Source organism: Methylobacterium sp. 13MFTsu3.1M2, from assembly GCF_900112625.1.
GTDB lineage: Bacteria > Pseudomonadota > Alphaproteobacteria > Rhizobiales > Beijerinckiaceae > Methylobacterium.
In genome coordinates this window covers 12,020-33,251 of sequence record NZ_FOMM01000006.1, presented here as the reverse complement: position 1 = coordinate 33,251, position 21,232 = coordinate 12,020, and the positions used below count along the sequence as shown (strand labels likewise).

At 76.8% G+C, this 21,232-nt stretch carries 11 protein-coding genes; 8 read left to right on the top strand and 3 right to left on the bottom strand.

Features of this window, described 5'->3' with window-relative positions; translation table 11 throughout:
• Window positions 1–45: 45 nt before the first annotated feature.
• From BM314_RS30495 to BM314_RS05970, 3 genes are all read right to left on the bottom strand, one after another.
• On the bottom strand, window positions 46–189 hold the full coding sequence (locus BM314_RS30495) for a hypothetical protein (protein WP_020095101.1): 144 nt from the start codon (window positions 187–189) through the stop codon (window positions 46–48).
• Between the two features lie 105 nt (window positions 190–294).
• On the bottom strand, window positions 295–507 hold the full coding sequence (locus BM314_RS05975; protein ID WP_020095100.1) for a TOBE domain-containing protein: 213 nt from the start codon (window positions 505–507) through the stop codon (window positions 295–297).
• 129 nt (window positions 508–636) lie between these two features.
• Window positions 637–933, bottom strand: coding sequence for a hypothetical protein (locus tag BM314_RS05970; protein ID WP_091977400.1), 297 nt, complete (start codon window positions 931–933; stop codon window positions 637–639).
• A 615-nt stretch (window positions 934–1,548) separates the two neighbouring features.
• Here BM314_RS05970 and BM314_RS05965 point away from each other — a divergent pair.
• The 8 genes from BM314_RS05965 to BM314_RS05930 all read left to right on the top strand — a co-directional run bounded on the left by BM314_RS05965 (window position 1,549) and on the right by BM314_RS05930 (window position 20,927).
• Complete coding sequence (locus tag BM314_RS05965) at window positions 1,549–2,658, top strand: ATP-binding protein (RefSeq protein ID WP_020095097.1); 1,110 nt, start codon at window positions 1,549–1,551, stop codon at window positions 2,656–2,658.
• Window positions 2,655–4,967, top strand: a complete 2,313-nt coding sequence (locus BM314_RS05960) for a DUF5682 family protein (protein WP_091977399.1) — start codon at window positions 2,655–2,657, stop codon at window positions 4,965–4,967. The genes BM314_RS05965 and BM314_RS05960 overlap by 4 nt, the downstream gene beginning before the upstream one ends.
• 47 nt (window positions 4,968–5,014) lie before the next feature.
• Window positions 5,015–8,935, top strand: a complete 3,921-nt coding sequence (locus BM314_RS05955) for a DUF4132 domain-containing protein (RefSeq protein ID WP_091977397.1) — start codon at window positions 5,015–5,017, stop codon at window positions 8,933–8,935.
• Between the two features lie 14 nt (window positions 8,936–8,949).
• Complete coding sequence (locus BM314_RS05950; protein WP_091977395.1) at window positions 8,950–12,825, top strand: DUF4132 domain-containing protein; 3,876 nt, start codon at window positions 8,950–8,952, stop codon at window positions 12,823–12,825.
• Window positions 12,822–13,952, top strand: coding sequence for a VWA domain-containing protein (locus tag BM314_RS05945; RefSeq protein WP_091977394.1), 1,131 nt, complete (start codon window positions 12,822–12,824; stop codon window positions 13,950–13,952). Before BM314_RS05950 ends, BM314_RS05945 begins: the two co-directional genes overlap by 4 nt.
• Window positions 13,953–13,961: 9 nt before the next feature.
• A complete protein-coding gene (locus BM314_RS05940; RefSeq protein WP_091977391.1) occupies window positions 13,962–15,947 on the top strand; it encodes an SWIM zinc finger family protein in 1,986 nt (661 codons plus the stop codon).
• A gap of 196 nt (window positions 15,948–16,143) precedes the next feature.
• Window positions 16,144–19,266 carry a hypothetical protein gene (locus BM314_RS05935; RefSeq protein WP_091977390.1) on the top strand — a complete coding sequence of 1,041 codons (3,123 nt, stop codon included), beginning with the start codon at window positions 16,144–16,146 and terminating at the stop codon, window positions 19,264–19,266.
• A complete protein-coding gene (locus BM314_RS05930; protein WP_091977388.1) occupies window positions 19,263–20,927 on the top strand; it encodes a hypothetical protein in 1,665 nt (554 codons plus the stop codon). The genes BM314_RS05935 and BM314_RS05930 overlap by 4 nt, the downstream gene beginning before the upstream one ends.
• Window positions 20,928–21,232: the final 305 nt, after the last annotated feature.

Below are 21,232 nucleotides of genomic sequence, written 5' to 3'. Positions count from 1 at the left end.
CGGCGCCCGCGCCGCGGCCGCGCCCGTCGCCGGGCGGGACGGTCGTCAGGCGGGGAGGATGTGCAGCATCCCGCCGACCATGCCGAGGGCGCCGATGCCGATCAGCCCCACGGCGATGTAGAGCCGCATCCGGCTCTCGTCGGCGGCCGACGGCGGCTGGGGGTCTTCGGGCAGGTCGAACCAATCCATCGGGTGAGCGCAGCCGGTCGGGTGGGCGGGAGGCGCCGCCCTAGGCCGGCCGGATGACGACGGGATGACAACGGGATGACGGCGGTATGCCGGCCGCGCAGGCCGCTACGGCTTCACCAGCAGCACGTTCACCGCCTTGGCGAGCACGTGGACGGTGTCGCCTTCCTTGAGGCCCAGCTCCTCCAGCGAGTCGACCGTCATGACCGAGGCCATGCGGTAGGCGGTGCCGACCAGTTCCACCTCGACCTGGGCCATCACGTCCCCGCGCTTGATCGCCGTCACCGTGGCGGGGATGTCGTTGCGCGCGCCGTGTTTCATGGGACCTTCCGGGTTGCGCGGCCCGTCCGGCCGCCGTCCAGGCCTATCGCGGCCGGGGCCTCGGCATCAATCACGACGCCGGGTCCCCGGCCTGGAGACCGCCGGGCAGCGGCCCCGGGCAGGGCCGGATCAGCGACGGCCGGAGGCTCCGGCCGAGCCGCCATCGCTGCCGCCGGGCTGGAATCCGGCCGCGTTCGGCGGCCCCTTCATCCGGCCGTCCTGCTTCGGCATCTCCGAGCCCGGAGATCCGGTCGTCGTGCCCGTCGTCTCGCCTTTGCCCGTCGCGCCCTGGCCCGTCGCGCCCTGGCCCGTGTAGCCGGCCGCGTTGGGCGAACCCTGCATGCGGGTCCCGGTATTCTCCGCGGCCGTGGCGGCCGCGCCTGTCGCCAGGAGGCCGGCGACGGTCAGGCTGATCAGCGTCTTCATGTGCGAATCCTGCAAGCGTTTCCCCAGGCCGCCTCTCCGGGCGTACCGGGGCAACGCGGCCGGCCGGATCCCGTTCACGCCGCCGCGACCGGACCGGCGCGGGCGCCGGGGTTGCGGGACAATACTTGCTGCGATGCGATATTTCTGCATCGAAGACGGGGCGCGAGCCCGTCCCGCGAGGCAATGTATTGATTTATGTACGGAATTGAGCCGCCCGGCACAATTGCATTCCGTCGCAGAATCTGTTCGAATATTCGGACGCGTTGCATTCCATCGTGGTGACTGAATTCGCTTGCGGCCTATCGGGCTCCGCGAGGAGGTCGAACATGTACGCTTTGGCCAAGACCAGAGAGAGAACCGACTGGGAGCTGGTCGTCGTCTTCGGCAGCTGGATCGTCTTCGAGATCGCGATCCTGATGCTGTGCTTGGTGTCGATGTAGGCTTTCTTCGGGACTACGCCCGATCCGTCGCGCCCCGGGCGGTGCCGGATCCCCGGCCCGGTGGCCGATGCTTGGAGATGCGCGGAGACGCTTGAGAAACCCGCGCGTGCCGGGGCATGCTCTGCCGATCGCAGGAGTCGCCGACAGGGTCGGCGCGACGGCAGGGGACGGGTGCATGGCGAAGGCGGTGCGGGCGGGCGGTGATCGCGAGGCGCGTCAGAGACCCCCGGCCGAGGACGTCCACGCCGCGGAACTCGCGCGCCTGCGCGCCGAGGATCCGGCGCCGCGGCCGCCGGGCTGGCAGCTCTCGCTCCAGGCCGTCCGGCGCTTCATCTGCGGCGACGGCGCGACGCCCGCCAAGGTGGTCTGCGCCCCGGCGCTCGTGGAGCGGGCCATGGTCACCCTGGCGACCTCCCGCGCCCTGCTGCTGATCGGCGAGCCCGGGACCGCCAAGAGCCTGCTCTCGGAACTCCTCGCGGCCGCGATCAGCGGGCGCTCGACCCTGACGATCCAGGGTGGCGCGTCGCTGACCGAGGACCAGATCCGCTACGGCTGGAACTACGCGCTGCTCGTCGCCGAGGGGCCGAGCCCGCGCGCCCTGGTGCCGGGCGCCCTCCATACCGGCCTCAGCGAGGGGCGGATCGTCCGCTTCGAGGAGCTGACCCGCTGCCCGCTGGAGGTGCAGGACAGCCTGCTCTCGGTCCTGTCCGACCGGGTGCTCGCGGTGCCCGAACTCACCGGCGCGGACGGGATGGTCTACGCCCGGGAGGGGTTCAACCTGATCGCCACGGCCAATACCCGCGACCGGGGCGTCAACGAGATGTCGGCGGCCCTCAAGCGCCGGTTCGGCTTCGAGACCGTCTTCCCGATCGCCGATCTCGACGCCGAGCTCGCCCTGGTGCAGCGCGAGGCCACCGCCCTGCTGGCCCGCTCCGGCGTGCCCCGCGCCCCGGATCCGGAGGTGCTCGAACTCCTCGTGACCTGCTTCCGGGAGCTGCGCGAGGCCGTGGACACCGAGGGCACCGGCATGGAGCGGCTCTCGTCCGTGATGAGCACCGCGGAGGCGGTCAGCGTCGCCCACGCCATCGGCGTGAAGGGCCATTTCCTGCGCGGCGATGCCGGCCGGCCGGAGGACATCGTCGCCTGCCTCGCCGGCACCGCCGCCAAGGACGACGCCGAGGACCTCGCCCGCCTGCGCCGCTACCTCGACCAGCGCGTCAGCCGCCGCTCCGGCGCAGCGTGGCGGGAGTTCTACGCGGCGCGGCACCTCCTCACCCCGCAATGAACCCCGCAACGAGCGGTCCCGCGCCGGATCCCGGCCGCCTGACCGTCATCGGCGTGCGCCACCATTCCCCGGCCTGCGCCGGGCTCGTCCGGCGCACGATCGCGGCGCTGCGGCCAGCCTGCGTGCTGATCGAGGGGCCGGTCGACTTCAACCCGCACCTGCCCGACCTCGCCCTCGGTCACGACCTGCCGGTGGCGATCTTCTCGTTCCGGGCCGACGCGGCGGGCAGCGCCGCCTCCTACACGCCGTTCTGCGCCTTCTCGCCGGAATGGCAGGCCCTGGAGGCGGGCCGGGCGGTGGGTGCCGAGACGCTGTTCTGCGACCTGCCGGCCTGGGACCCGGCCTTCGGGCGCCGCGCCAACCGCTACGCCGACCCGCACGGGGCGCGTGCCGAGGCGGCCGAGCGGGCGCTGGCCGCCGCCCTCGGCGTCGCCGACCAGGATGCCCTCTGGGACGTCCTCGCCGAGGCGGCGCCCGAGGCGGAGCTGCCGGCCCGGCTCGACCGCTACTTCGCCCTGCTGCGCCCGCCCGGCACGGACGATCCCGCCGAGGAGGCCCGCGAGCGCTTCATGGGCGCCTACGCGGCCCACGCCCTGCGGGCGGCCGGCGACCGGCCGGTCGTCCTCGTCTGCGGCGGCTGGCACGCGGACGCCGTCCGGCGCCACGCCGCGCGCGCGGACGGGACCCGGCCCGAGCCGGCGCCGCCGGAGCCGGACCTGCGCACCGGCAGCTACGTGGTGCCCTACGCCTATCTCCGGCTCGACCGGTTCTCGGGCTACGCGGCCGGCATGCCGGCGCCGGGCTACTACGAGCGCGTGGCCGAGTCGGGCCTCGCCCCCGCGGCCGACTGGGCGATGACGGCGATCACCGCGGCCCTGCGCGAGGCCGGGCAGGTCGTCTCCACCGCCGACCGCGTCGCCTGGCGGGTCCACGCCGAGGCCCTCGCCCGGCTGCGCGCCCATCCCGCGATCCTGCGCGCCGACCTGATCGACGCGGCCCTCGCGGCCCTGGTGAAGGACGCCCTCGACCGCCCGCCCGCCTGGGCGGCCGGCCGCGCCGCGCCCGGCCACCCGGCGCTCGCCGCGATGCTGCGGGCGCTCACCGGCCCGCGCGAGGGACGCCTCGCCCCCGGCACCCGGCAGCCGCCCCTCGTGGCCGACGTCGCCGAGCGCCTGCGCGCCGCCGACCTGGAGCCGGGGCTGGCCCGCCGCAGCGTCGACCTCGACTGGGCCGAGCCCGGTGACCGGGCGCGGGCGAACCTGCTCCACCGGCTGGTCCTGCTCGGGTTGCCGGGGATCGCCCGCGAGGGCCCGGACCGCGCCGGGCCCGGCCTGCCGCGGGAGCGCTTCACGCTCGTGCGCCACCCGCACTGGCTCGGCGCCCTGATCGAGGCCTCGCTCTGGGGCGGGACTCTGGAGATGGCCGCCTCCGCCCGGATCACCGCCCGGGTCGAGGCGGCGCCCGATTCCCTCGGAATTCTCGCCGGAGCCCTGTCCGACGCGCTGTTCGCCGGCCTCACCCTGGAGGGCGAACTGCTCGCCCGCCTGAGCGCGGGCATCGCGGCGGCGCACGACGCTGCCGCCCTGGGCGCCGCCGGGGCCGGGATCGTGCGGCTGTACCGGTTCGGCGACGCCTTCGCGCCGGCGCGGCCGGCCCTGGCCCGCCTCTGCGCCGTCCTGGCGGCCCGGGCGCTCTTCGTCGTCGAGGCCGTCCGGGACCCCCGCGCGGGGCTCGGCGCGATCCCGCTGGTCCTCGCCTGCCGCGACCTGTTCCGCGAGGTCGGCGCGGAGATCCCGGGCCTCGACGACCTGCGCGCCCCGTTCTCCGCCATGCTCGGCCGCCGACTCGCCGATCCGGAGACGCCGCCGGCCCTCGCGGGGGCGGCGCTCGGCTTCCGGGTCGCCTGCGGCGCGGCCGGATCGGACCCGGAGGCCGCCCTGGCCTGGCTGCGCCGCTTCGGCCTGCCCGCGACGCTCGGCGACTTCCTCGCCGGCCTGTTCGCCCTCGCCCGCGAGGAGATCGCCGCCGACGCGACCCTCGCCTCCGTCGAGGGTCTGGTGGCCGCCTGGGGCGACGACGACTTCCTGCGCGCGCTGCCGTCCCTGCGGATGGCCTTCGCGTGGTTCCCGCCCCGGGAGCGCGAGCGCATCGCCGTCGCGATCCTGCGCCGGAGCGGCCTCGGCGAGGCCCGGGCCGAGGTCGAGGCCCTGGCCTGGATGCGCCAGCGCGCCCGCCCGGCCGATCAGGCCGAGGCCCTGGCCCGCGAGGCGCGGGTCGCCGCGCGGCTCGCCCGCCACGGGTTGACCTGAGCCGCGACAAGGAAAATTTTACCGCCGCGCCACGGGGAGAGGACTGCATGCAGCGTTACGAGCTGACAGCGGGAACATCGGCGAAGTTCTGGGAGGCCGGAGCCGAGGACAGCGTTCTCATCGTGAGATTCGGCCGGATCGGCACGCAGGGGCAGTCCAAGACGAAGAGCTTTCCGAGCGCGCAGGCGGCCCAGGTCGAACTCGACCGGCTGGTACGGGAGAAGACCGGCAAGGGCTATCGCCCGGCGGGTGAGGCCGCGCGGGCCGGACCAGATCCGGCCTCCGGAGCGGGCGCCGCGGCGACGGGCAACGCCGCCGCATCCCCGGCGGCCGAAGCTCAGGTCGCCGAGGCCCGATCCGCCGAGGCCCGATCCGCCGAGGTCCGGTCCGCCGAGACCGGGGCCGCCGGGACGTCGCCCGCCCCCGCCGCCGGCGCGGAGGCGCGCCGCGTCCCGATCTTCACCGGTACGCCCCTGCCCACCCGCAGCCGGCCCGGCGCGCCCCTCGACGCCGCCGCCGACTGGGCCGCCTTCGCGGCGCGGATCCGCTCGCTGCTGGAGGCCGCCCCGGACGAGGCGCGCGCGCCGGCCGAGGCCCTCGCCGCCCGGCTCAACGGGGCGCCGCCGGCCCTCGACCCGGACGAGGTCCGCGCCTGGCTGGAGCAACTCGAGGCGGCCTGCCCGGCGCTGAGCCAGCGCCCCTGGGGCGCCAAGCCCGGACCGCAGGGGCCGGCGGCCCGGGCGGCGTTCACGCATCTCGCCCGCTGGCTCGTGGCCCGCTCCGGCACCGGGGGGACGCTCGTAGCCCTGCTCGACCGGCTGCGGCCCCGTCCCTCCGGCCGCTACGGCTCGCTCCCGGTCTCGGCCTGGGACATCCCCACCACCTTGGGTCTCCGGGCGGCCCTGGTCGCCGCCCCCGAGGCGGCGTACGCGGAGGCCCTGGACGCGGCCCTTCGGCTCGCCGCTTCGGACCCGGAGCCCACCCTCGCCCGCTGGCTCGCGGTGATCTTCGCGGACGACCGGCCCGGCGCCGACCACGCCCTCTCCGCCCGCGCGGTGCTGGCGCGCTGCGACCCGCCCGATCCCAAGGCCTACGGCAATTCCCACGTCGCGCTGCCGCTGATCGTCGACCTGCCGCCCGCGCAGGCCGCGCCCTGGTACGCCGCGCCGTATCACCGGGCGACGCTGGCGACCTGCGATGTCGGGGCCGAGGAGGCCGCCGCGACGGTGATCGCCGTCGCCGACGCGGCCGGCGAGCCGGCCACCCCCGGCCTCGTCTGGCTGCTGGAGGGGGCGGTCGGCCCCGAGCGCACGATCGTCGCCCGGGCCCTGCTGGAGACCCGCGCCGCCGACGCCCTCGACGCGCTCCTGCCCTTCGTGGGCACCAAGCTGGTCCGCGACGCCCTCGACGCCGCCGACGCGGCCTTCCCCGACTGGATGCTGCGGGCCTATCTGGGCGCGCTCCAGGGCAAGGGGGAGCCCGCCTACGGCCCCAGGGCCGTGACCCTCGCCGCGCGCCACGGGCACGAGACCGCCCGCGCCTGGGCGGCGGCCGAGGGCGGCCGGGGCGCGGGGCGCCTGGACCGGCTGCTCGCCGCCGGAAGCGCGCCGCAGGCGGCGCCGGAGGCCCTGCCCCCGGTGCTCCGGGACCCGCCCTGGCGGCGGCGCGGGACCGCGCGCGCCCGGTCGGAACGGGCGGTGGCGCCGATCCCGACGCCCTTCGCGCACGGCTTCGACCCCGACGAGGCCCTCGACCGCAGCACCTTCTACTTCGAGGCCGGGACGCTGGTGGAGTCCATGACGGACCTCGCGGCGCGGATCCGCGCCACCGAGGCGGAGGCCCTCTACGACATGCCGATCCCGCCGCCGGCCGAGCCCGTGCCCGCCGCCGACGCGGATCCGGTCACCGCCCTGGCCTGGCTCGACCGCCGGCTCGACCTGGACCGCGACGCGTTCACCGGCTTCTTCTACTTCAACTACGGGCCCTGGTTCCGGATGGTCGGGTGGCAGCCCGAGCCCCTGGCGCTGATGCTGTGGGAGAAGACCGGGCCGCAGCGCGCCCACTACGTCGCGTGGCGGCGCACCATCGCGGTGATGCTGTCGCGCTTCGGCGCGCGGGCCGTGCCCGGCCTCGTCCGCCTCGTCGCGGCGGATCCGGCGCAGCTCCTGCCGGAGGTCGAGCCGGTGGACGCCGCCGACCTCGCCCCGGTCGCCGCCCGGGCCTTCCACCGCACCCGCAAGCTCCGGCCGGCCGCGGCGGCGTGGCTGCGCGCCCATCCCCGCACCGCCGCGCTGCGGCTCCTGCCAGAGACCCTCGGGCCCGCCGGCCCGGACCGCGACGCGGCCGACGCGGCCCTGCGCTTCCTCGCCGCCGAACCCGCGGGGCGCGCCGCCCTCGACGCCGCCGTCGCGGCCTACGCGGAGCGGGATCCCGGCGTGCCCGAAGCGGTGGCCGCCGGCGTCGACAGCGACCCGCTGGAGCAGGTGCCGTCCAAGCCGCCGAAGCTCCCCGACTGGGTGGTCCCCGCCGCCCTGACCCGCCCGGTCCTGCGGAGCGGCGGCGCCCTGCCCGACGCCGCCGTCGCCGCCCTGTGCGAGATGCTCGCCTTCTCCGACCCGCTCGCGCCCTACGCGGGCGTCGCGCAGGTCCGCGCCGCCTGCACGCCGGAGAGCCTCGACGCCTTCGCGGTCGCGCTGTTCCAGTCCTGGATCGCCGCCGGCGCCAAGGCGACGGGAGAGTGGGCGATGCTGGCGCTCGCCCTGATCGGGGGCGACCACGCCGCCCGCGACCTCACCCGGCAGATCCGCGCCTGGGGGCAGGCCAGCCTCAAGCCGCGTGGCAAGGCCGGCATCGCCGTGCTCGCCGGGATCGGCACCGACGTGGCGCTGATGAACCTCAGCGCCATCGCCGAGAAGAGCCCGCTGCTGCAGCTGCGCGAGGCCGCCCGCGCCGCCATCGTCGACGCCGCCGAGGCCCGCGGCCTCGACGAGGTCGACCTCGCCGACCGGCTCTCCCCCGATCTCGGCCTCGACGCGCGCGGCGGGCTCGACCTGTCCTTCGGGGAGCGCCGGTTCCGGGTCGGCTTCGACGAGACCCTGAAGCCTGTCCTGCGCGACGCCGAGGGCCGGCGGCTCGCCGCCCTACCCCGCCCGACCAAGGCGGACGATCCCGAATCCGCCAAGGCGGCGTCCCGGCACTGGGCGGCCCTGCGCAAGGACGCGGAGGCCGCGGCCGGCCTGCAGATCACCCGGCTCGAGGCCATGCTGGCGTCCCAGCGCCGCGTCGCCCCCGGGGTGTTCTGGCCGTTCTTCGCCGCCCACCCGCTGATCCGCCACCTCGCCGGGCGGCTCGTCTGGGGCCTCTACCCGGACGCCGCGCCCGCGACGCCGCCGGGGCACGTCTTCCGCCTCGCGGAGGATCTCTCGCCGACCGACGCCGCGGACGACGCCCTCGCCCTCGACGTCGCGGCGGCCGAGGGTGTGGTCGGCCTCGCCCACCCCCTCCACCTCGACCCGGAGGAACGGACCGCCTGGAGCGGCCTGTTCGCCGATTACGAGATCGCCCAGCCGTTCCCACAGATCGCCCGCGAGACCTTCGCGTTCACCGAGGCCGAGCGGGGCGCCGCCGAGACCCACCGCTTCGACGGGGTCCGGGTGGGCGGCCGCCGCCTGCGGGGGCTGCGGCCCCAGGGCTGGTCGACCGACACGGGGAGCGAGCACGTCCATGCGGTGCAGCGTCCGGTCGCGCTGCCCGACGGCACCCGCCTCGTCGCGGTCCTCCGATTCGAGGACGGGTTCTGGCACCGGCCCGGCCCGGAGGGCGACGGGATCCAGACGCTGCGGACCCTGACCCTGTCCGACACCGGCTGGCGCGCCGCGGCGGCCCACCGGTTCGGCGACCTCGACCCGGTGACCGCGAGCGAGGTCCTGCGGACGCCGAGCCTGCTCGCCGCCGCCGGCGACGCGTGAGAGGGAGACAGGCCATGGAACGCTACGAGCTGGTCGAGGGCAGCGCGGCCAAGTTCTGGGAGGTCGGCGTCTCCGGCCCGACGCTCACCGTCCGCTTCGGGCGCCTCGGCACCCAGGGCCAGAGCAAGGACAAGACCTGCGCCGACGCGGCCGCGGCCGTGAAGGAGAAGGACAAGCTCGTCCGCGAGAAGACCGCCAAGGGCTACGTCCGCGCCGACGGCGCGGCGCCCGCCCCGGCGCCCGCCCCGGCACCGACCGCCGCCGCCCGGAAGCCCGCCCCGGTGCAGGCGTCCGGGCCGGTCGGCGAGACGCTTGTCGAGCCAGCCGCGGAGCGAGCCGCGGAGCCGGCGGCCGCCCCGCCGCCGGCCGAGGCTCCGCCGGAGCACGTCCCGCCCCCCGCCCCGGCCGCGGTCTTCGCGGCGGTGCCGCTGCCGACCCGCCTGTGCCCCGGTCCGCGCCCGGACGCGGCGGAGGCCTGGCGGGCGATCGCGGCGCCGTTGGCGGCCGCGCTCGGCGATGCCGAGGCCGCGCGCCTCGCCGGAGCGCCGCCGGACCGGGACGGCCTTGCCGCCTGGCTGGACGCGATCGTCGACGCCGCGGAGGCGCGCCGACAGGGGAATCCGTCCCGGGCCGCCACCGGCGACGCCGTCCTTCGAGGGGCACTGGAGGCGGTCCTGCGCTACGCCGTGGCCGAGGGCGGGACGGAGACCGTCGCCCGGCTGGCCGATCGCCGCCGCCCGACCCCGAAGACGCCTCGCGCCTACCAGCGCCTGTCCTGGGCCGAGCCGCTCCACCTCGCCCTGCGGGCCGCCCTCGTGCACGCCCCGGAGGCCGATTACGACGCCGCGGTCGCGCTCCTGAACGCCCGGATCGCCGAGGACCACGACTGGCCGGCGGCCTGCGCCTTCGCGTTCATCCTGGCCGACGACCGGGCCGCCCCGCACCCGCTCCAGCCCGTCGCGGTGGTCGAGGCCGCCGCGTCGGCGGGGATAGACGTCACGGCCGATACGGCCTACCTGCCGCTGCTGGCTGACGCGCCGCCGGAAGCGGTCGCGCGCTGGCGCGCCAAGCGCAGCTACCACCTCTACTTCGTCTACTGCGCCCTCGACGCGGCCGAGGCGGCCGCGACCCTGCTGGCGGTGGCCCGCGCCGCCGGGCAGCCGGCCCTGCCGGCCCTCGACTGGCTGCTGCACTACGCCCTTGACGAGCAGCGTCGCACGGTCGCCCTGGCGATCCTGTCGACGGGCGAGGCCGGGGCGCTCCCGGCCCTGCTGCCCCACCTCCACGAGAAGCCCGTCGCGGCCGCCCTCGACGCGGCGCTGGAGGCCGATCCCGCCGCGATCCTGCCCCGCTGCCTCGCGGCCCTCGCGGGCGGCCGGTCCGAGCCCGCCCTGCGCGCCCGGGTGAACCGGGCGCTCGACGCCCACGGGCTCGACCGGGTCCGCGGCTGGCTCGCGGCGTCGGGCGGGCGCGGGGCCGGCATCCTCGACGCCCTGGCGGAAGCCCGCGCGGTGCCCCTCGCGGAGCCCGCCGCCTGGCCGCGGGTGCTGCGCGACCCGCCCTGGCGGGCCAAGGCCCGGACCCGGGACGACCTCGTCCTCGCCCTCGCGCCGCTGCCGACGCCGTTCGCCCACGCAGTGCCCGAGGTCGCGCCGAGCTACTGGCGCGCGCGGAACGCCGTCACCCTCGACGGCCCGGAGGCGCTGCGGGCCTTCGTGGCGGCCGCCGAGCTTTCCCATCCAACGCAGGGCTGGAGCCGGATCCCGCCCCCGCTCTCCGAGCCGCCGCGCGACGATCCGCCGGCCCTGATCGCCTGGGTCGCCGGCCGCGTCGCCCAGATCGACGAGGCCTGCCATTACTGGGCGAACTCGCCCTATCGCCAGCTGGTCGGCAGCCTGGAGCGGCAGCCCGAGCCCCTGGCGCTCGCCCTCTGGGCCCAGTCGCGCGTCGTCGCGGGATGCTTCCACGTCTCGCAGTGGCCGGAGATCGTGTGGGCGATGCTGTCGCGGTTCGGCGAGCGGGCGATGCCGGGCCTCGTCGGGCTGGTCGAGGCCGATCCGGTCGGGCTCCTGCCGGCGGTCCTGGCGGTGGACGATGCCCGCCTCGCCGGGCCCGCCGCCCGCGCCCTCACGAAGCTCAAGAAGGCCCGCGAGCCGGCCCTGGCCTGGCTGCGCCGCCATCCCGAGACCGCCCTCACCCGCCTCTTGCCCGACGCCGTGGGCCGGCCCGGGGCGCTGCGCGACGCCGGCGAGCACGCCCTGCGCGTGCTGGCTCAGGACCAGGCGGACGGCCGCGCCATCATCGCTTCCGTGGTCGCGCGCTACGCGGACCAGGCACCGGACGTGACCGAGGCGGTCGCGCAGGTGCTCGACCGCGATCCCCTCGCCCGCGTCCCCGCCAAGGTCGGCAAGCCGCCCGCCTGGGTCGTGCCGTCCATGCTGACCCGGCCGCGTCTGCGGGACGGGACCGCCCTGCCGGACGCGGCGATCCTTACCCTGTGCGAGATGCTGTCCTTCACCAACCCGGACGCCGTCTACGCCGGCGTGCCGATGGTCCGCGAGGTCTGCACCGAGGCGAGCCTCGCGGCCTTCGCGTGGGACCTGTTCTCCGCCTGGATCGCCGCCGGGACGCCCTCCAAGGACGGCTGGGCCCTGCGCGCGCTGGGCTGGTTCGGTACCGACGCCACCGCCCGCGACCTGACCCGCCTGATCCGCCGCTGGCCCGGCGAGGCCGCCCACGCCCGCGCGGTCACCGGACTCGACGTGCTGGTCGACATCGGCACCGACGTCGCGCTGATGAACCTCAACGGCATCGCCGAGAAGCTGAAGTTCAAGGGGCTCCAGGAGAAGGCCCGGCAGAAGATCGCCCAGCTCGCCGAGGCCCGCGGCCTCACCCCCGAGGAGCTGGCCGACCGGCTCGCCCCCGACCTCGACCTCGACGAGCGCGGCGGCCTCGACCTCGATTTCGGCCCCCGCGGGTTCCGGGTCGGGTTCGACGAGACCCTCAAGCCCTGGGTCCGGGACGCCGCCGGCCAGAGGCTCAAGGACCTGCCCAAGCCCGCCAAGGCCGACGAGGCCGGGAAGGCCGCGGCGGCGGTGGCCCGCTGGGGCGCCCTGAAGAAGGACGCGCGGGCCGTGGCGAGCCTGCAGGTGGCCCGCCTGGAGGCGATGCTCGCCGGCGCCCGCCGGGTCCAGCCGACGGTGTTCGGCCCCTGCTTCGCCGCGCACCCGCTCGTGCGCCACCTCGCCCAGCGCCTCGTCTGGGCCACCTTCGCGGATGCCGACCCGCGGACCGGTCCGGGCCTGACCTTCCGGGTGGCCGAGGACCTGACCTTCACGGATGCCGACGACGCGCCGCTCGACCTCGACCTGACCGGGGCGGCCCCGGGCCTGATCGGCCTCGTCCATCCCCTGCAACTCGACGCCGGGGCGCTGGCGGCCTGGGGGGCGCTGTTCGGCGACTACGAGATCGTCCAGCCCTTCCCGCAGCTCGCCCGCGAGACCTACGCCTTCACGGAGGCCGAGGCCGCCGCATCGACCACGAGCCGCTTCGCCGGGACCGTCGTGGAGGCCAACCGCCTGCGCGGCATGGCCGCCCGGGGCTGGCCCCTCGGGGCGCCCCAGGATGCCGGGGTGGTGTGGTGGATCGAGCGCGCCGTGACCTTCCCGGGCGGCGCGGCCGGCCAGGCGTCGCTGACTTTCTCGGAGGGCCTGTTCACCGGCGCGGTGGAGTTCGAGGACCGGGAGCAGACCCTCGGCGACCTGACCCTCGGCTCGCCCTGGAGCAGCCGGTCGGATCCGGGCCAGCGCACCTTCGGCGAGCTCGCGCCGGTGACGGCGAGCGAGCTCCTGCGCGGACCGAGCCTCCTCGCCGGGACGCGGCTGCGGTGAGCCTCGACCCGGTCACGCGCTGGCGGCTCATCCTGGGCGAGGCGGCGGATTCCGCCTGCGCGGGGGCCGGCTGCGCCCTCTCGGGCGATGCGGCCGCCATGGATCAGGCGCTCGACTGGCTCTACGGCCGCGACGCCGAGGGCGCGTCGCGGGGGGAGCGCCGCCAGGGCGGCCGCGAGGGCTCGACCCTGACGGTGCCGGGCTGGATCAACGCGGTCCACACGCTCTTCCCCCGCGAGACGATCGAGCGGCTGGAGCGCGACGCGATCGAGCTCTACGCCATCGACGACGTGGTCACGAACCCCGAGGTGTTGTCCCGGGTCGAGCCGAACGAGACGCTGCTGAAGGCGGTCCTGCGCACCAAGCACCTGATGGCGCCCGACGTGCTGGTGATGGCCCGCAGGCTCGTGCAGGAGGTGGTGCGGCAGCTGATGGAGCGGCTGGCGCGGGACCTCGCGGTGGCGTTCTCGGGGGTGCTCGACCGGCGGCGCCACACCCGCCTGCCCGGCGCCCGCGACCTCGACCTGAACCGGACGATCCGCGACAACCTGCGCCACTACGATCCCGAGAGCCGGCGGATCACCGTCGAGCGGCTGCACTTCTTCGCCCGGAACCGGCGGCAGATGCGGCCCTGGCAGGTGATCCTGCTCGTCGACCAGAGCGGGTCGATGCTCGATTCGGTGATCCACGCCTCGGTGATGGCCGCCTGCCTGTGGAAGCTCCCCGGCATCCGCACCCACTTGGTCGCCTTCGACACGGCGGTGGTGGACCTGACCCGCGACTGCGACGACGCCTGCGAGCTGCTCATGAAGGTCCAGCTCGGCGGCGGCACCGATATCGGGGGCGCCGTGCGCTACGCGGCCGGCCTGATCACCGCGCCGGAGCGGGCGATCGTGGTCCTGGTCTCCGACTTCTACGAGGGCGCGAGCGAGGCCGCCCTGGTCGAGCAGGTGCGGGCGCTCTCCGGCCAGCGGACCCGCGTGCTGGGCCTCGCGGCCCTCGATTCGGAGGCGCGGCCCGCCTACGACCGGGCGATGGCCCAGCGGCTCGTAGCGGCCGGCGCCGAGATCGGCGCGATGACGCCCGGCGAGCTCGCCGGCTGGCTCGCCGCCGCGATCCGGGCCTGAGCGGCGCCGATGGCCCGCCCCGACCTCCGCGCGCTCACGGATGACGGCCTGATCCAGCTCGCTAATGCCGGGCTGGTGAAGCGGGCGCTGCGCGAGGTGGCCGCCGGCCAGGGGCCGGACCTCGCGGAGGCCGGGGACGGCACCGTCGAGGCGCGCTTCGCCGACGGCACGGTCACGCGGCTCGGCCCCGGCCGGCCTCCCGGCGAGGCCAGCTGCACCTGCCCGGCGAGCGGGATGTGCCGGCACCGGGTCGCCCTCGTCGTCGCCTACCGGGCCGCCCCGGTCGCGGACGGGCCGGCCGACGGGACCGGCGATGGGGCCGGCGATGGAGATCCCGAGGGTGCGGCGGTGCCGGCCGCGGCGCCGGTCGCCTGGGATCCCGGCACCCTCGACGGCGCGGCCTTCGAGGCGGGGCTCGGCGGCGCGGCGGCGGCGGAGCTGCGGCGCCTCCTGGCGGGTGGGATCACGGTCGGGCTGGAGCGGGGCGCCGTCCCGGCCGCGCGGCTCCCGACCGCGACCGTGCGCTTCCTCGTGCCCGACGCTGTCGGCTACGCCCGCTGCGACTGCGCGGCCGGGGGCGGCTGCGCCCACGTCGCCCTGGCGATCCGCGCCTTCCGGGAGGCCGCGGGCGCCGCCGAGATCCGCCTGGGCGGCGCGGCCCTGGCCGGAGCGGAGGCGAAGCCGGCGGAGACGGACCTCGCGGAGGCCGCCGACCGGGTGGTCGCCGGCCTGCTGGAGGCCGGGGTCGTGTCCGGACCGGAGGCGCACGGCGCGGCCCTCGTCCGGCTCCGGCGGGCGGCCGAGAGGTGGGGCGCCACGCAGCTCCTGCTGGCGGAGGCGGATCTCGACGGGCAGGTCGCGGCCTATGCCGGGCGCCACGCCGCCTACGACGCGGCCGTCGTCCTGGCGCTCGCCACGGAGCTCCTCGGCCGCGTCCGGGGCGGGGAGGCCGCCCTCGGCCTCGGCCAGCCCTACGAGACCGCCATGGGCAAGACCCGCCTCGTCTCCCTGGGCGCCCGGCTCCTCGCCCGCGGGCGCGGCGCCACCGCCCGGGTGGCGCTGGCCGACACCGATACCGGCGCGCTCTTGGCGCTGGAGCGCGCGTTCGCGCCGGGCGAGGCCGAGGCGGATATCGCGGCCGGCCTGCCCGGGCGCCTCCTGAGCCCGGGCCTGTCCGTCTCGGGCACCGGCCAGGGCCAGATCCTGACCAGCGTCGCGCGGCGCCGGGCCGACGGGCTCCTCGCCCTCGGCCAGGGCGCGCGGGGCCGCACGGCGCTGCTGCCGCGGGACGCCCTGGTGGCCCTGCCGGCCCCCCTGGCGGCGCGGGACGTCCCGTCGATCCTGCGCCGCCTCGCCGACCGGCCGCCCGTCTTCCTGCGCCCGCGCGACCGGCTGGAGGCCTTCCACGTCTTCCCCGTCGAGGTGGTCCTGGGACAGGCCTGGGCGCCCGGCGCCCAGATGTGGCAGGCCGCCGTCGCGCTGCCGGGGGCGGGCGGCACGCTGCATCTCGCCCGCGCCTACGACCCCGCCGCGCCGCACGCCCTGGACGCCCTCGCGGGCGCCTGCGCGGGGCGCTGGGGACCCGTGCGGCAGGTCGCCGGCCCGGTGCGGATCGCGGACGGCGCCCTGGTCTGCGATCCCTGGTCGGTGTCGGTCGACCGGCTCGTCGTGCCCGACCTCGCCGCCCCCGACGGCGCCGGCCACCCGATCCCGCCGGCGCCGGACCTGGGGCCGGCCACGCTCCTCGACGAGGCGGCCGCGCTCCTGGCGAGCGCCCTCCATGCGGGGCGGCGGGCCTTCGCGGCCAGCGCCCGCGCCGGCGGGGCCGACCTAGTCGCACGCCTCGCCGCGACCGGCTATCCGGCCACCGCCGCGCGGCTCTCCGCCTTCCTCTCCGCCACCCTGGCGGCTCCGGGCGCGCAGTCCGAGCCCTTCGCCCGGGCCGCCCTCTGGGTCGCCGCTATGCGCGACGATCCCGGGCCGGAAGAGGCCTGATGAGGCCCGATCACGGAATCGTGCGCGCGCGGTTGCCCCCTCGGTCCCGCTGGGGCAGGTTGCCGCGGCTTCGGGCGCCGCGATTCGCCGGCCGGCCCGTCCCGGTCGTTTCGCGAGGAGCCCGGATGCGAGGACCCGTCGACCGTCGCGCGCGCGCGACGCATCCCTGCCCGGCCGCGCGGGCCGGCGCGGTGGCATGAGGGTCATCCGCGCGGCGCGCCTCCACCTGCGGGACGCCACCTCCGACAAGGTCTACGACGTCGACCTGATCGAGAACGAGGCCCTCGGGACGCCCGAGCGCTACTTCGTCAACACGCGTTACGGCCGGCGCGGCGCGACCCTGCGCGAGGGCTCCAAGACGCCCCAGCCCGTGACCGCCGAGGCGGCCGCCCGGGTGTTCGACAGCGTGGTCGTCTCCAAGATCAACGGCGGTTACCGGCGGGTCGACGGCCCGGAGACCGCCGCACCCGAGGCGACGCCCGACGGGCGCGATGGCGTGCTGCGGGCGCGGCTCTCCGCCTGCCTGCGCGAGAGCTGGGCCGAGCGTGACCGCGACCGCCTGCTCTGGCGCATCGGCGAGTTGCGGCTGGCCGCGACCACCCCGGACCTGATCGCCCTGGCGCAGGGCCTCGGCCCGGCGCGGGCGAGCTACGCCCTGGTCTGGGCGCTCGCCCGGGCGGCGGGCGCACAGGCCGGTCCGGCGCTCGCGGCGATCGCCGCCGAGGCGCCCGGCAGCGTGGTCCGCGACCTCGCCCGCTTCGCACTCACCGCCCCGCTCACCGGGCCCTACCGGCCGCCGGAGGCCGAGCCGGACCTGCCCGGCATGGTCGCCCGGCCGGCCGAGGCGGGCGACGTCGACGGGTTGTGCGGGGCGCTGGACGGCCTTGCCCGGCACGATCCGGGCCGGGTCGGGCCGGCCCTGGTGGCGCTCTGCCGCCGGGCGCAGGCGGCGCCCGGCTTGCACGCGACGCTCTGCGCCGCCCTGCTCCGGCTGCCGGCGCGGCCGCCCTACCTGATCGGCCTGCGGCGCCTCTTCAAGCACGCCGAGATGGCCGACGACGCCGCCCTGTTCGGCGCGACCGCCCAGCGCTTCGAGACCGCGCAGGCGATGTACCAAGCCGGCCGGAGCCACGCCTACGTCCCCGACCTCCGGCGCTACGTCGCGGTAGACGCGGCGCGCCAGGGGCCGGAGGCGCGGCTCGGCCTGTCCACCGCCACCCGCGCCTACATGAAGCGGCGGATCTGGCGCGCCCTGCGCAAGCGCGGCGCCGTCGGGGACCCGGCCTTCGCGTCGCTGGCTTCGGGCTTCCTGCTGGCGCTCGGGCCGGAGGACCTCGACCCGCCGGCGCGCTGGACCGCCTGGGGGCGGCAGCCGGACGGGACCTGGGGCCGGCAGGCCCGGGCACGGGGGCCGCTCGCCCGCAACTGGACCGCGAGCCAGCTCCTGTACCGTCACGCCCCGGAGGCCCGGCCGCGGACGGGATCGCTGACCTTCCTGGAGACCGGCGCCGTCGATCCCGACCGGCGCGACGAGGCCTTCCCCGACCTCTGGAGCGCCCGGCCGGACCTGGCGCTCCGCCTCGCCGCGGAGGGGCGGATCGAGCCGGTGGCGCGGCTGGGCCTGCGGGTGCTGCGCGCGGACCCGCGGGCCTGCGCGGCCCTGACGGCCAGCGAGATCGGGCGCCTGCTGGCCGCCCCGCACGACGCCGTGCGGACCTTCGCGTTCCGGACCGCCCAGGCGCGTCTCGCCGCCGGGATCGCCGAGCCTGCCGAACTCGCCGCCCTGGTGGCGGCGCTGCTCGCGAGCCCGGAGCCGGAGGCGCGGGCGCTGGCCCTGCGGCGCCTCGAGGCGGGGGCGCCGATCGTCTGGTCGGATCCCGACCTCGCCGCCGCGCTGCTCACGAGCCCGGAGCCGGACGTCCAGGCGGCCCTCCCCGGCCTCGCCGGGGCGCGGGCGCTGCCCACCGGGCTCGCGGCGCCCCTGGTGGCGCGGCTGGTGGCGTGGCTGCGGGCGATGCCGCCGGAGCCCGACGCGGCCGCGACGGCCGCGATCCGGGGTCTGCGCGCCGCCCTGCCCTTCCTGTGGCCGGACCGCGACCTGCCGGTCGCGTCCGAGACCGCCGCCGCCCTGATCGCCCACCCGTCCGCCGCGGTCCGGTCCGCCGGCCTCGCCCTCCTGGCGCAGTCCGAGGCCGGGGCCGCCGGCCTGCCGCCGGAGAGCTGGGACGCGCTGATCGGCGCGGAATCCGAGGACATCCGGATCGCCGCCCTCGTCCTGCTGGCGCGCCTCGACGACGCGCGGCTCGGGCTCTACGCGGACCGGATCGTCGCCTTCGCCAGCGGGCCCGACAGCGCCGTCCGGCGGGCTGCCCGGCCCCTTGTGGCGCGCCTCGCGGCGGCGGATCCGGGCCTCGCTCCCCGCCTCGCCCGGGAGCTGATCGGCAGCCTGTTCCGCGCGGCGCCCGACGACGCCTACGCCGCCGACACCGTGGCCCTGCTGCGCGAGGCCCTGCCTGGGGAATGCGCCGCCCTCGACGACGGCACCCTGTGGCGCCTGCTGCAGGCGCGCGCGGACGGCGCCCGCCGCCTCGGCGCCGCCCTCCTGCCCGACCGGCGCGCCGAGGCCCTCAGTGTCCGCCAGATCGCCCGCCTCGGCGGCCACCCCTACCGATCGGTGCGGGACTGGGCGATGGCGGCCTTCGCGGCCGACCCGGCCCGGTTCCAGGCCGCGGCGGCCGAGGCCGTCCTCCTGGTCGAGAGCGACTGGCCCGACACCCTCGCCTTCGCCCGCGGCCTGTTCGACGCGTGGCCGGAGACCGCCTGGACGCCCGAGGCGCTCGCCGTCGTCACCGACAGCGTCAAGCCGGAGGTCCTGGCCCTCGCCCGCCACCTCCTGCGCAGCCGGCTCCGGCCCGAGGACGCGGAGGCGCAGGTCCTGCGCCTCCTGGAACACCCCGCCCCGTCGATGCACCTCCTGCTCACCGAACTCCTCACCGAGCAGGCCGTGGCGAGCGAGGCGGCCTTCGCGCGGCTGATCCCCCTCGCCCGCATCGTGATGCTGCAGGTGCTGCGCGGCCGGGTCGCCAAGGACCGGATGGCCGCCTTCCTCCGGGCCGAGGCCCTGCGCAGCCGCGCCCGCGCCGAGGCGCTGCTGCCGCTCTTCGCCGACCTGACCCTGAGTGGCACGGCCCGGGACCGCAGCGCCGCGATCCTGGCCCTGCGCGACGTCGCCGACGCGCATCCCGATCTCGCCGTGCCCCTCGTCCGGCGCCCGCCGGAGGCGCGGGGACCCGTCTCCGTCTCGGAAGAGGCCCGATGAACTTCGTCCATCGCTACCTCGGCGAGAGCCGGGCCGTCTCGGACGCGGACGCGACCCGGCTCGGCTTCGTCCCCGACACCCTGCGCGAGCCGACCTACTTCGCCGGGACGGTGGCGCGGCACCTGCCGTTCCGGGAGGCGATCTCCGCCCTGCACCACGTCGTCGTGTCGGACCTGCGCTTCAAGCCGAAGGACCGCACCGCCTACTTCGCGTGGCTCCAGGCCCACGAGCAGGAACTCCTGGCCGAGGCCCTCGCCGAGAAGGACAGCCTGCGCGCCGAGATCGAGGCGCTGCGCGCCGAGTCCCGGGACATCGCGGCCCGCTCCGACGCGGTGATGCGGTCGTTCTACGACGCGCGGAAGCGGTACTTCGACTATCTCTACCGGGAGAACCTCGACGCCTGGATCGTGCTCGACCCGGTCATCACGGTCCATCCGGACGAGATCTTCTTCGAGGCGTTCAGCCTCGACGAATCGAGCTACGGGCGCCTGTCCTGCGACCACGACACGTTCGCGCGCATCGGCGACATGGCCTGCGGCACGACCAACATCGACTACAGCCACGCCCTCTACGACGAGTTCCAGAAGATCCGCAGCTACCGCGACACCGAGCTGGCGATCGACCCGACCGGCTTCGCGGTCCAGACCTCCGGCGAGGCCGCCTATCGCGAGGACAAGATCGACCTGCCCGATTCCTGGATGCGGGGCTTCCTGCAGGTGTCGAGCGCCATGGCGCAGCCTGCCCACGTGGTGGACCTGCACCCGGTCGACATGCACGCGATCCTGACCCGCCTCGCCGCGCGCCGGGAGCGCCACGGCCCGCGCTCCCTGCGGTTCCTGCTCGAGCCCGGCCGGCCGGTCAGCGTGCTGATCGAGCCCTGGAACGAGCGGCTGACCTTCCGGCGCTCGATCTACCGCGGGGGCGCGGCCGCGGAGATCCGCCTGTGGGGCCGGCGGCGGCTCGCGATCCTGGCCCGGACCCTGCCGCTCGCCCGGTCGGTGCGGCTGCACCTCCTCGGCACCGGGCTCCCCGCCTTCGCGGTGGTGGATTTCGGCGGCCTGCGCTTCACGCTCGGCCTGTCGGGCTGGACCGCCAACGACTGGTCCCGGGCCGGGCAGTTCGACCTGCTCGCGCCCCGGGCCGACGTCGACGCCGACACCGCCGCCCGGGTCTTCGCGGCGCTCCGGCGCCATCACGCCGCCGACACCGGGCAACTCGCCGCCGAGACCGGCCTCGACCGGTCGACCGTGGAGGCGGCGCTCGGCGGCTACGTGCAGGCGGGCCGCGCCATGTTCGACCTCGACAAGCGGGTCTACCGCCTGCGGGAGCTGACCCGGGAGCCGCTGGCGCCGGGCGCCCTGCGCTTCGCCTCCGAGCAGGAGGCCAAGGCCGACCGGTTCCTGGCGGCCGGACTGGTCACCCTCGGGCCCGTCGAGCAGGCCGGCGACAGGCGGCGCCTGAGCGGGACCGTGCTGGACGACGGCCGGAGCCTGACGCCCGCGGTGGAGCTCGATTCCGACGACCGCATGGTCGGCGGCAGCTGCCAGTGCGGGTTCTACACCCACAACCGGCTGACCCGGGGCCCCTGCGAGCACATGCTGGCCGTGCGCCGCCTCGTCCACGCCCAGGTCGAGGGCAAGCCGGTGCGGTGGCAGGCGTGAGACGGACCCGATTGATGCGCCCGCGCGCCTGGCCTATCCTCCCCGCGACGAGGGGCGTCGGCCGGGGCGGACCTTGCATTTCGGGCGGCGATTCGCCGTCCCTGCACCCTGCCCGGCAAAGCGTCACTGGCCCGCTCTTCACTGGGCCGGCACTGACCACCGGTGCGCGTTCGCGGTTTGGGTTCGCTGAACCCAAACGCGCACCGGTGGTCGTGCCGGCGTCGAGTGGACCGGGCCAGTCCCGAGACTTGACGAAGGCATCCCGGCCGACGTCCCCCGTCACGCCTCCTGCCTGCGCCGGAGGT

What these genes read in the sequence shown, in the direction of transcription:
- BM314_RS30495 (WP_020095101.1), bottom strand. Translation starts at nt 189, where the DNA reads ATGGATTGGTTCGACCTGCCCGAAGACCCCCAGCCGCCGTCGGCCGCC.
- BM314_RS05940 (WP_091977391.1), top strand. Translation starts at nt 13,962, where the DNA reads ATGGCCCGCCCCGACCTCCGCGCGCTCACGGATGACGGCCTGATCCAG.
- BM314_RS05955 (WP_091977397.1), top strand. Translation starts at nt 5,015, where the DNA reads ATGCAGCGTTACGAGCTGACAGCGGGAACATCGGCGAAGTTCTGGGAG.
- BM314_RS05935 (WP_091977390.1), top strand. Translation starts at nt 16,144, where the DNA reads ATGAGGGTCATCCGCGCGGCGCGCCTCCACCTGCGGGACGCCACCTCC.
- BM314_RS05930 (WP_091977388.1), top strand. Translation starts at nt 19,263, where the DNA reads ATGAACTTCGTCCATCGCTACCTCGGCGAGAGCCGGGCCGTCTCGGAC.
- BM314_RS05975 (WP_020095100.1), bottom strand. Translation starts at nt 507, where the DNA reads ATGAAACACGGCGCGCGCAACGACATCCCCGCCACGGTGACGGCGATC.
- BM314_RS05950 (WP_091977395.1), top strand. Translation starts at nt 8,950, where the DNA reads ATGGAACGCTACGAGCTGGTCGAGGGCAGCGCGGCCAAGTTCTGGGAG.
- BM314_RS05970 (WP_091977400.1), bottom strand. Translation starts at nt 933, where the DNA reads ATGAAGACGCTGATCAGCCTGACCGTCGCCGGCCTCCTGGCGACAGGC.
- BM314_RS05965 (WP_020095097.1), top strand. Translation starts at nt 1,549, where the DNA reads ATGGCGAAGGCGGTGCGGGCGGGCGGTGATCGCGAGGCGCGTCAGAGA.
- BM314_RS05960 (WP_091977399.1), top strand. Translation starts at nt 2,655, where the DNA reads ATGAACCCCGCAACGAGCGGTCCCGCGCCGGATCCCGGCCGCCTGACC.